The following is an 11,455-nucleotide window of genomic DNA, read 5'->3' on the forward strand; positions in this document are numbered from 1 at the left end:
GTCTCTAATTTGATTTTAAAATAAATATAAGCATTCAATATGGAAATTTCATACTGCCATACCAAGAAATGTTCGAATGTAAAATCTACAGGATTGATACTGCATACAGAATAAACCCAGGAGTCTATATGCAAGTTTGGTCTGAAGTTTCGAAATCAGGGGTAAAAATTCTTTCATTATATCCTCCTGCAGCTGTTTAAGATACAAAAAACATTAATATAAAAGAGCTACAGTAGCGTGCTGCAGCTCTTAATACAAAATTGAAAATAAGATTTGTTCTACTAAAACTATGATTAAAATTATACGATTGTAAATGTTTTTTCGGTAACAGTATTGTAAGTATCGGAAATTATATTGTCTACAAATCTCCATTCTGCCAGAGAACTTCCGGAAGTAAATTTTACATGCAGATATCCTCTTTTATAAAGATTGGCATAATCCAGATCGTCTATCAACATTGAAAATGCCTGAGCCAATTCTACAGCTTTTGCAGGGTCAGATGAGATTCCCAGATATCCTTCAAGCCCCGGAGAAGAAACCGAACTACAGGCCAGCTCTGTCCCAATGTGATTTCCCTGCGCGTCTTTCAGTGTTCCCAACCATGCATTATGAGTATCCCCTGCCAGTACCACTACTTTTTTCCCGGCAAGAAGAGAATATAATTGTTCCCTTTCCATAAAATATCCATCCCATGCATCTAAATTATAAGGTAGTGTAGTAGTAATTCTTGCAATTTCCTGCGGTGTAAGGGTTGGGTCCTGTTGTTTGTATCTTGTTTTCAAAACAATCAATTGGGTAATTGTAGTCTGAAGTGCCAGCATGGTTGCCGGCTGTGCACTTCCGTGCTGTTTTATTTCTGCAAGAATCTGGTTCAGTAACATCAGGAGTTCGGCAGGAACCATCATTTTTGTCATAAGGATCTGCTGCCCCAATACCTGCCATTTTGCAGTGTTACCATTGATCTGAGAACTCAGCCATGACATCTGCTCGCTTCCGATCAGTTTTCTGCCGGTGCTCAAAAAATCTGTTGTAAACTGGGCCTGATTAAAATTTCCGGCATTATCCAGATAATCCGAATATTCCATCTGTTTATCTCTTGCGATTACCCTTGTATCCATCATGTAAAGGGAAACAATATTTCCGAACTGGAAACTTCTGTAAATTTTCAGATCTTTTCCTGTTTTCAAAGGAATATACTCACTGTAAGCCTGGAAAGCTGCCATTTTTCTGGCCTGGAAATCCCCTTCATTAGGCTGATGATTTTCAGCTCCGGATTTGTAGGTGTCATTCGCAAATTCATGATCATCCCATACGCAGATAAAGGGCTTTTTCTGATGAAGAAGCTGAAGATTTTTATCTCCCCTGTACTGTCTGTATCTTTCCCTGTAATCGTTAAGACTCAGGATTTCTCTGGCCGGTTTATGGGCTCTGCCAAGTTGGTTGGTATAAGGATTGGTACCATATTGTCCCGGAGCATATTCGTAAATATAGTCTCCAAGGTGTACCACTACATCGGCTTCTGATTGGGCAATAGCACCATATACATTAAAAAGCCCTGCAGGAAAATTAGAACAGGATACTACCGCCATTTTCACTTCGCTTACAGTATCTGTTTTTGATGGTAATGTAAGGGTTTCTCCAACAACAGAAGCTTCTTTGGTTGTAATATTATAAAATCTATAGTAAAACTTAGTATTTGACGGAATATTCTGTACGTCTACAGCTACAGTAAAATCATTAACGGATGTAGACATCGCCTTGCCTCTTCTCAAAACTTCCGAGAAACTGCTGTTTTTACTTATTTCCCAGGTAATTTCAGCATCAATGCCTGTAGAGTATCTTGTCCAGATAATAATTCCTGCTGCAGTAGGATCGAAACTGGCTACTCCGGATTCAAAGCCTGCATTTTTAAGATCGGTGGGAGCATTTTCATTGGTATCGGTAAAATCATTATCTGTACAGCTTTCAATTAAAGGAGCGATAAAAATTCCTCCTGCTGCCAGCAATGAATTTTTAAGAAATCTCCTCCTGTTGATCGGGTTGTTGTTTTCCATCATTATTTTTTCTGCAAAACAACGTTATCTGAGCAAGAAGGCTGTTAACTCAGTTTTAATTATTCTTTATGGTTTTTTAAACATACGTTTAATTCGAATTTTATCTGTTTCAAGGAATGATAAGTCCCCATTAAAAAAAAACAAAGCACTCACATTTCTGTAAGTGCTTGTTTTTTTCGGGGTCATTTCTTCAAATCTATGAATACTGAATCGCATACATTCCAAAAGGTTATTATACTACATCTGGATTATCCTTTGTTTCATTTACCGTCTTTTCAATTTCCTTTAAATAGATGGATAGCGGAGTTCCCGTTCTTTTTTTGAAAGCCAAGGTGAAAGCCTGCTCATTGTTGTATCCTAATTCTTCTGCAATAAAAGGTATTTTATAAGACCGGAATCTTCTGTCCCTTGCCAATCTGCTGATCGCGTAATCAATACGGAGATCATTAAGATAAGCTGCGAAATTTTTCCCTTTATGGGTATTGATTACTTCTGACAAATATTTAGAATTTGTCTTTATTTTTTTTGCCAGCGTTCCCAACGTGATTCCCCTGTTTAAAAACTGTTCTTTCTTTTCAAAAATATCGAGCTCTTTCAGAATACTTTGTGTTATATCCTCGGAAATTGTTTTCGTTGTTTTATCTTCTGTATTTTCTACATTTTCTGTATTTTCTGTATTTTGTGGTAAGACAATATCCGGTACTACTTCTTCTTTTTGTATTTCTGCCTCTGGTTCTTTCTTATTTTCGTTAACGGACTGAATTAAATCCTGAGCAATCTTTCTGTATTTTTTTTCAGCATTTTTATATTTAAAATAAAAATTCACAAATAATAAAAGAACTATCACTAAGATTCCCAGCACTATATAAAGGAATATTTTTCTCTGTTTGAGTTCTTTGATAATACTCTCTTTTTCCTGTAACAGATTAGGGGTGTCATACCTTCTTGGTAGCTCTCTTGATATGTACCGGAAACGGGTATCCAACACCTTGTCGACATCTAAAAATCTTTCAACATAATAAAGCTGTTTCTCCTTATCTTTTTTCTCTTTATAATGATCAATAAGGTAGGTATACACTTCTCTAAGCTCAGGAAAAACATAGTTTGTTTTAAGCACCATAGAGTCTATTTTTGCAAAATTCTCTATTGCTTTATTGCTTTCCTGCAATCCCGCATAGGCCTTTCCTAAGTTTAAAAGAGTATAATTTTGATTTCTCTTGCTGGGATAGCTTGCAGTGAAAAAGAAGTTTTTACACTTCAATAAATTTTCAATGGCTACGTTATATTTTTTTAATTTTAAATTATAATAGCCTAATAAACCCAAATTCTGATGGTAAGCATATACGTTTTTGCTTTTCTTAGCGGCCAGTAATCCATCCTGTATCAACATATATGCAGAATCCATTTTATTGATTTCTATATAAGCATCTGCTAAATTTAATCTAAGAATGGTATGCTCACTCTCATTCATATAATCAGCATTATACAGATAATATCTAAGGGTCTTAGCTGTTTCAGCATGCTTTCCAATATAATTTTTCAAATAGGCAATACTGATCTCAGCCATGGCAATCTGCCTTTTATATCCTTTTTCTTTCGCGTATTTCAGACCCAGGACATAATTATTCAGTGCAGCCTGAAGGTTATCAGATTTAAAATATAAATTCCCTCGTAATAAATACGTTCTGGCGGGATAATAAATTTCTTTGGATTTTTTGGTAACAGACTGCAGACTATCCAGATACTTTAATGCATTGGGTAAAGATTCATCAACATGTAACATGACATATGCCTCCGCAATCTGAACTTCATCTTTTTCTTCTTTGGCTTTTTGGAGATAGTATTTTGCTATATCTCTTTTACTTTTTACATCTTCAGGTTTAGTTTCATAGAATTTTTTTTCCAATTCCTGATAGGTATAATCTTTTAAAACACTCTTTTGAATATTCTCAGCATTACCCGTCTGTGCATACATTACATTACACAACACACTTAACAATAAAAGCAGCTTAATTTTCAACATCTGCATCCCATTTTTTACAAAAATATTATTTAAAAATGAGAGTCTTATAAAAATTTAAAAAAATCATTATAAAACACTGTAAATCAATTTATTAAAATAAGTATAAAAATTATAAATTCATGAATTTATACATACTTTTTCCCAACATAGAGAAAAAATAGCTTTATTTGTAAACAGCTACATAAACAATTTTAAAATGAAAAATAAGAAAGAAACAAAAAAGAAACTATCTTTAAAAAAATTACAGATGGCAAAAATTGACAATCTCAACAAAGTACATGGCGGCTATGGTAACAACAGCCACCTGCAGCACATTGACGGTTGTGTGAATGGCGATGATGGAAGCATCATTGATGATAGCCTGGGGATACCACCACCTGTTCTTACAAAATAATTTCTTATGCAATATAAAATATTTCTCACTTCTCTTCTTTTAACAACATCTTTCAAAGCACAATTAAGTAATCTGGCTCCGTCTGTTCCTGCTACAGACAATTATTTTGGCACAAAAATAATAGATGAATACAGGAATTTAGAAAATTTACAGGATCCTAAAGTAATTGGCTGGATGAAATCCCAGTCAGATTTTACAGCTTCAGTATTAAGCGCTATTCCTAATAGAAATTATTATCTAAATAAAAGGTTAGAGTTTGATAAGAGAGAAGGATATTCCTTATATGATTTAAAAGTAACGGAAAATGATAAATATTTTTATTTAAAAAGAAATGTTGGAGAAAAAACCGCTAAGGTTTATTACAGAAATGGATTTAACGGGCAAGAAAATTTACTTTATGACCCCGCCAATTTTGTTTCCTCCAGGAAAACGACAGGCACTCCCAAGACGGGCAATTTTGTCATCAATCTTGCAAGTCCCAGTTGGGATGGAAGTAAAGTGGCCATTTCTTTAACCCAGGGAGGTAAAGAATTATCTGAAGTAATTGTGATGGATGTGGATAAAAAAACTATTTATCCACAAACCATCACTAATACAAATCCTGCCAGCATTGGAGGAATAAAATGGCTTGATGATAACAGTGGCTTCTTCTATACCTATTATCCGGTGGTAGATCTGCAGTCTAAAGATTTCAGAAAAAACACCCAGGCTATACTTTATAGAATTGGCGAAGATCCTAAAAAGCTTAATGATGTTTTTTCAGGTACCCATAATCCTGATCTGAAAATCAGCAGCACAGATTATCCTGCCATCCTTTCTTTCAACCGTGAAGATCAGCATTACATAGGAATTTTGGTAGATGCAGAGAATTTCAGGAAAACATTTTTTATTGAAAAGAAAGAATTATTACAGGGAAAAAATAATTGGAAACCTTTGTATGATAAAGAAAGTAAAGCATTTTCAATAAGACTAGCAGGAAATGACATTTATTTTTTATCAGGATATAACTCATCCAATTATAAGTTGTGTAAAACCAATATGACCACCAGGGATTTTAAAAACCCTGAAATACTGGTTCCTGAAAAAAAAGATGAAGTCATAAAGCAGTACACTATTACAAAAGATGGTATTTATTATGTGACCACCAAAAATGGGGTGGAAGCTAAATTATATTTATATCAAAATGGAAAAGATATTACCATCAAATTACCCTATGTTTCCGGCAGCATAGATCTACAATCCAAAGGAAAGAATTTTTCTGATATATGGATCAATTGTTCGGGATGGGCTAATGAAGAAGAGCGTTTTAAGTATACCCTATCTACCAACACTTTCACTCAGGAAAATCTTGTCCCAAACATAGATTTCCCGGAATTTAAAGATATTACTGTAGAAGAACTTTCTATAAAATCCTATGATGGAACGGAGGTTCCCTTATCCTTAATTTATAACAAAAACACTAAGAAAAACGGCAAAAATCCAGTGCTTATAGATTGCTATGGAGCTTTTGGAGAGTCTTCAAGACCCTTTTTTGCTAAGAGTTACTTATTGTGGGTCAATCAGGGAGGTATTGTTGCTATTCCCCATGTAAGAGGAGGTGGAGAAAAAGGAGCACAATGGCATACTGACGGACAGAAAGATAAAAAACCCAATACCTGGAAAGATCTGATTGCCAGTGCAGAATATCTTATTGACCAGAAATTCACGTCACCGGAAAAATTGGCAATCTGGGGAGCCAGTGCAGGAGGCATTGCAATAGGAAGAGCCATGACCGAAAGACCAGAGCTGTTTAAGGCTGCCATAATAGAATCCGGAGTATTAAATACGATCCGGTTCGAGAACAATGGAATTCAGGCAACCAGCATCAAAGAATATGGAAACCCAAGTGATCCGACTGAGTTTAAAGGACTATTAGAAATGGACTCTTATGAACATATTAAAAAAGGTAAAAAATATCCTGCTGTTTTACTTTGTGCCGGAATTAATGATCCAAGAGTGTCACCGTGGCAATCTACAAAATTCGCATCTAAATTATTAGCAAGCAGTACTTCAAAAAGACCTGTTTTATTAAATATAGATTATGAAGGAGGCCATGGTGCAAATATTCCGGTAGCCCAGCGATATTCTAACCTCTCGGATATCTTTGCGTTTGCATTCTGGCAACTGGGACATCCTGATTACCAGCCTCAAAAAGATAAAAAGAAGTAGATGTCTCGTTTTCCTTACCATTTTTTTGATGAGTATGTTTTTCGTACGCCCTTATTTTCACGGAAGCAATTCCTTGAAATGGCAGGCAATGATGAAATCCAAAAGAGTGCATTGAAATCAATCTATGCGGATCCTGTTTTTCAGGAAGCCATTTATCTGGCCTCTCCCTATCTTCATAAAAAACTGAATGGCTGGCTCAGCTTCAATCAGCATAAATCACAGAAAGAAAATCAGAAACTGGAAAACAGCTTTCTGAAATATTACAGCCGGATGAGCACCCGTTCTATTCCTTTTGGTTTGTTTACGGAGGTGGGTGTAGGACAATTCTGTACAGGCCCCAACCCATTTTATGGGAAAGATCAGTTCACAAGTGAGCATCTTGTGAGAGAAACTCAGCTGGACATGCACTTTCTGGTTGGCCTTTCCAGTCATTTGGTAAAAGCTCCGGAGATAAGAAATAAGTTATTATTTTATCCTAACAACAGCATTTATACAGTCAGGAATAGAATCCGCTATGTTGAATACGAATATACCCACGGAAAAAGAGAGTATATCATCTCATCAGCTCAGCTTTCTGATGAATTACAGGATGTATTAGATTGTGCAAAAAAAGGTAAAACAATACAGCAGCTTTCAGACATTCTGATCAATGAAGAAATCACATCGGAAGAAGCTGCGGAATTCATCAATGAATTAATTGACAATCAGGTTCTGGTAAGTGAATTGGAACCTAATGTATCCGGAAAAGATTTCTTAGATATCATCATCGGAACTTTACAAAAAACAGGCATCAGTAATGAAGCTGAAATTCTGAGTTCTATACAAGCCAAACTGGATATCATAGATACCACTATCGGAAACCCTGTTTCTTTATATGCTGAAATTGAGGATTTAATTACATTATTCAATACAGAATATGATCAGAAATACCTGTTTCAGACCGACCTTTATTTCAAAGAAAAATTCATTTTACCTCCATACTGGAAAAAGGAATTAAAAGAAGCGGTTAGTTTTTTAAATAAAATTAAGTTCCCCCAAAAGGACAGCCACCTGGAGAGGTTTAAAAAAGCATTTTATGAAAGGTTTGAAAAGCAGGAAATGCCATTGGCCTATGTATTAGATACAGAGATCGGAATCGGTTACAGGCAGGATATTGCTACAAAGGGATTACATCCTTATATTGAAAACCTGGATTATTCTTCGTCTCATCATCACTCAACCCTTAGAATTGAACTGGATCCTCTTCAGCAAATTCTCAATGAAAAAGTACAGGAAGCCTTGCTCAACAATCAATATAAAATTAATCTGTCTGATAAGGATTTCGAAGAATTTGAGGAAAACTGGAGTGATCTGCCGGATACAATTTCTTTTGTCACAGAAATTATCTCTGAAAACAATCAGGAAAAGCTCTCCCTAAGCAGCGGAGGCGGAGGCAGTGCAGCCAATCTTCTGGCAAGGTTTTGTTCAAAGAAATCTGAGGTTCAAAATTTAACAAAATGCATTGCACAAAAAGAACAGGAGCTTAATGCCGGTTATATCTCGGCAGAAATCATCCATCTTCCCGAAGCAAGAATAGGAAATGTAATCCGAAGGCCTACACTGCGCCCTTATGAAATCCCTTTCCTGGCACAATCCGTTTTGCCGGAAGAAAATCAGATAAGTGTTGATGATTTATACATTTCCCTGAAAAATAATAGAATTGTTTTGCGTTCCAAAAAACTGAACAGAGAAATTAAACCATACCTGACCAATTCACATAATTACTCCGCCAATCCATTGCCGGTTTATCATTTTTTATGTGATCTTAATCGTCAAAATATAAGATCTTCCATTAGTTTTAACTGGGGAGATTTAAAAAGTATCTATCAGTTTTTACCGAGAGTGGAATATAAAAATTCAATTCTCTCAAAAGCCTGGTGGAAAATTACCGAAAAAGAGCTTACTCAGTTTTCAATATTGAGCAGCTATGAAACAGGAAATAAAGAACAATTATTATCCGGCATAAAATCCTGGAGAAATAAAAGGCAAATACCTCAGTGGATTCAATGGGTACAGTCTGATAATAAGCTTACTATTAATCTTGATAATTATGATCTGGTGATCGTTTTTATTGATACCGTTAAAAAATTAAAATCAATCGTTATTGAGGAGTTCCTGTATAACGAGAATACTGACTTTATGCACCAGTTTATATTTTCAATGTATAGGGAGGGTGAGAGCCAAGAGTTGAGAGTTAAGAGTTAAGAGTTAAGAGCAAAGATAAAAAACATGTAAGATAAGGATGATGGTAAAAAGAAAGTTTGTTCCCGGAAGTGAATGGCTGTATTTTAAAATATATACGGGAATAAAAACAGCTGACATTATTTTGGAGGAATCCATTGAACTGCTCGTGGCCTGCTTCAAAGAAAATAATTTAATTTCACAATGGTTTTTTATCCGTTATAATGATCCACAGCCGCATCTGAGGCTCAGATTAAAGCTTACTCAAGCTGAAAATTATACTGAAGTTGTCCAAAAAATCAATAATACTCTCACTGAATATATTAACAGCGGAGAAATTTCAAATATCCTTATCGATATTTATCACCGGGAAATGGAAAGGTATGGCAGCAATACGATAGAAGAAGCTGAAACCTTATTCTGGAAAAACAGTGAGTTTACGTTAGAATGTCTTCATTACAGCGATGAGGAAAAGCTTATGATCAGTCTCTTTTATATTGATGAACTCTTACATCAGCTCAACCTTCCGATCCAGGAAAAACTGAATTGGATAAAAGATTTCAATGAAGTATTTAAAAAGGAATTTAAAGCCGATAAAAAACTTAACAGCCAGTTGGATAAGAAATACCGGGAATTTAATCCCCTATTCTTAGATTTTATCCAGTCTGAAAAATTTTCAGAGGAAAGAAGTACCATAATTTCCACCATTAGTGAAAGTGCTTCCGCATTACAAGCGATTCTCAACCATCATGAAAGTCAATCTTTAGAATCCTCATTGCAAACATTCTTTCAAAGTATTTTTCATATGAATATCAACAGGATGTTTATTTCCAACCAACGCCTGTTTGAAATGATTGTTTATGATTATTTATTCAGGTATTACAAAACGGTTGCCTTCCGGGCTTTGTAGAACAACTGATTTGTAGCTTGGCTCATACCCATTTCAATACCTTCCTAAGCTTCTAAAATATAGAATGCAGTACCGCCTTCTTTTTCTCTTTTTTTAGTTGATAATTGTAACCATTGTTTTTGATTTTTGAGTTAGATAAAACACCAGGAACAAAAGAATCGTGAGCAATAGTACATCAGCTATCACCTTGATTGTATTACTGCCTGCGAAATTTTCCTTTCTTACTGGCGGGAGATGATTCCTCCTCAAGATTTGTCGGGGTGTGTGGGATAAGGGGAATTACACATAAATAAAGGGAGTCGAATTTTTTTTCCAGAAAATTTCCAGAAAAAACCAATATATAAGTTAAAGGTTTTTGTAAAATAAAAGAGACTGTCCAAAAAAGGTCAGCCTCAATATTATTTGTTCATTTTGTGAAGGGAGATGATTTACTATAACACTTTATAATTTAATCATTATTTTTCACTCTTTTAAATATAAACTCTTTGTTAGTTTTAATTATTGCTAGTGTATCACTATTTGCTCTCTTAATAATTTTAAAAGGAAGATTAACTTCTCTCCAATAAATTGGAAACTCATCATTAACCAAGCTTCCTGGTATTAAAAGTTTTCTTTCATTCAAATCTTTTGTGTAATACACAAAATCATACTCTTTTTCTATATAACTTTTTTTATCAATACTAAAAACATAACCTATATTAAAACTTCCTTCTCCGTCAACATTTGTGTTAAATGAGTAATCATTAAAATCAAGAAAATCTTTGCCATTTTTATCCTTACAACTTAAAGTAGTGAAAAAGGAAATTATTATCATTAAAACTGTACGATAATTCATGTTTTCTATTTATTAAATATTGATTTAAGTTTAATAAACCTGTCGGCTGACATTGTCTTGTTGAAATTAATATCAACACCAGTTGGCACTGAATCTAATCCAAAGCTTACAGATATTCCATAAGTTTTAAATTTCCATCTGTTATCTGTACTATATGAAGCCCCAAATCCTAATTTTGCAATATCATCTAATTGTACATTTGTAGACCATCCTTTACCCATAAATAAACCCGTACTAATTTTATTTTCAGAGCAATCACAATAGTATTCGGTATATACCACACCTCCTCCTGCATTCACGGTTCCTAATCCGGCCTCTATACCATACATTCTGGAGATTTCAGTCCCATTCATTGTCATTATGAATCCTCCGGATAAGGACATATTAACTCCAGACGAAACTTGACCATAGAGAGAGATAGAGATCGCATCCGGTCCAAAAATATGTCTGGTTTGTCCTGTTATGATTGCCATAACAGAACCCTGTGGTGAGATACTGCTCAATCTAGGTATTCTGAACGTAGCCCCCCGCTTCTTGGGTTTTGGATTGTCAAACAGGTTGCTGTCTATTTTATGCATCGCATGATTCAACCCAGCTACCGTACCGCCAATCAAAGCGCCTTCCCAGAAATTCCCTCCTGATAAGGCAGAGCCTGCACCTCCTGCCAGAGCTCCAAAAGTAATTTGTCCTATGGCAGAATTGGCCACCCCTTTAGCAACGGCTCCGAATGCGCTGGCTCCTAAGCTTCCCAAAGCTCCGGCAATAAAAGCCTGTCCAAAACTATTGCCCTGCATTAAAGATAATGTTCCCT

Annotated in this window: 8 protein-coding genes; 4 read left to right on the forward strand and 4 right to left on the reverse strand. The window is 35.2% G+C overall.

Going from position 1 to position 11,455, the window contains the following annotated elements; genetic code table 11:
• Positions 1 to 299: 299 nt before the first annotated feature.
• A complete protein-coding gene (locus MP477_RS18765; RefSeq protein ID WP_257191585.1) occupies positions 300 to 2,057 on the reverse strand; it encodes an alkaline phosphatase in 1,758 nt (585 codons plus the stop codon).
• 229 nt (positions 2,058 to 2,286) lie between these two features.
• A complete protein-coding gene (locus tag MP477_RS18770; RefSeq protein ID WP_257191586.1) occupies positions 2,287 to 4,077 on the reverse strand; it encodes a helix-turn-helix domain-containing protein in 1,791 nt (596 codons plus the stop codon).
• Positions 4,078 to 4,273: 196 nt separating this feature from the next.
• Here MP477_RS18770 and MP477_RS18775 point away from each other — a divergent pair, with 196 nt between their 5' ends.
• From MP477_RS18775 to MP477_RS18790, 4 genes are read left to right on the forward strand one after another with little or no spacing between them, the layout of a single operon-like run.
• Positions 4,274 to 4,471, forward strand: coding sequence for a hypothetical protein (locus tag MP477_RS18775; RefSeq protein ID WP_257191587.1), 198 nt, complete (start codon positions 4,274 to 4,276; stop codon positions 4,469 to 4,471).
• Positions 4,472 to 4,477: 6 nt separating this feature from the next.
• Positions 4,478 to 6,679, forward strand: a complete 2,202-nt coding sequence (locus MP477_RS18780) for a prolyl oligopeptidase family serine peptidase (RefSeq protein WP_257191588.1) — start codon at positions 4,478 to 4,480, stop codon at positions 6,677 to 6,679.
• Positions 6,680 to 8,923, forward strand: coding sequence for a lantibiotic dehydratase family protein (locus MP477_RS18785; protein WP_257191589.1), 2,244 nt, complete (start codon positions 6,680 to 6,682; stop codon positions 8,921 to 8,923).
• 37 nt (positions 8,924 to 8,960) lie between these two features.
• Positions 8,961 to 9,809, forward strand: coding sequence for a thiopeptide-type bacteriocin biosynthesis protein (locus MP477_RS18790; protein WP_257191590.1), 849 nt, complete (start codon positions 8,961 to 8,963; stop codon positions 9,807 to 9,809).
• 448 nt (positions 9,810 to 10,257) lie between these two features.
• On the opposite strand, the gene MP477_RS18795 is transcribed toward MP477_RS18790, so the two are convergent.
• Together MP477_RS18795 and MP477_RS18800 are read right to left on the reverse strand one after the other, a co-directional pair.
• The gene (locus tag MP477_RS18795) at positions 10,258 to 10,644 is read right to left on the reverse strand and encodes a hypothetical protein (RefSeq protein ID WP_257191591.1); all 387 of its coding nucleotides are present in this window, start codon (positions 10,642 to 10,644) and stop codon (positions 10,258 to 10,260) included.
• A gap of 5 nt (positions 10,645 to 10,649) precedes the next feature.
• Positions 10,650 to 11,438, reverse strand: coding sequence for a hypothetical protein (locus MP477_RS18800; protein ID WP_257191592.1), 789 nt, complete (start codon positions 11,436 to 11,438; stop codon positions 10,650 to 10,652).
• Between the last annotated feature and the right edge of the window lie 17 nt (positions 11,439 to 11,455).

This window comes from Chryseobacterium sp. WG23, from assembly GCF_024586575.1.
Taxonomy (GTDB): Bacteria; Bacteroidota; Bacteroidia; order Flavobacteriales; family Weeksellaceae; genus Chryseobacterium.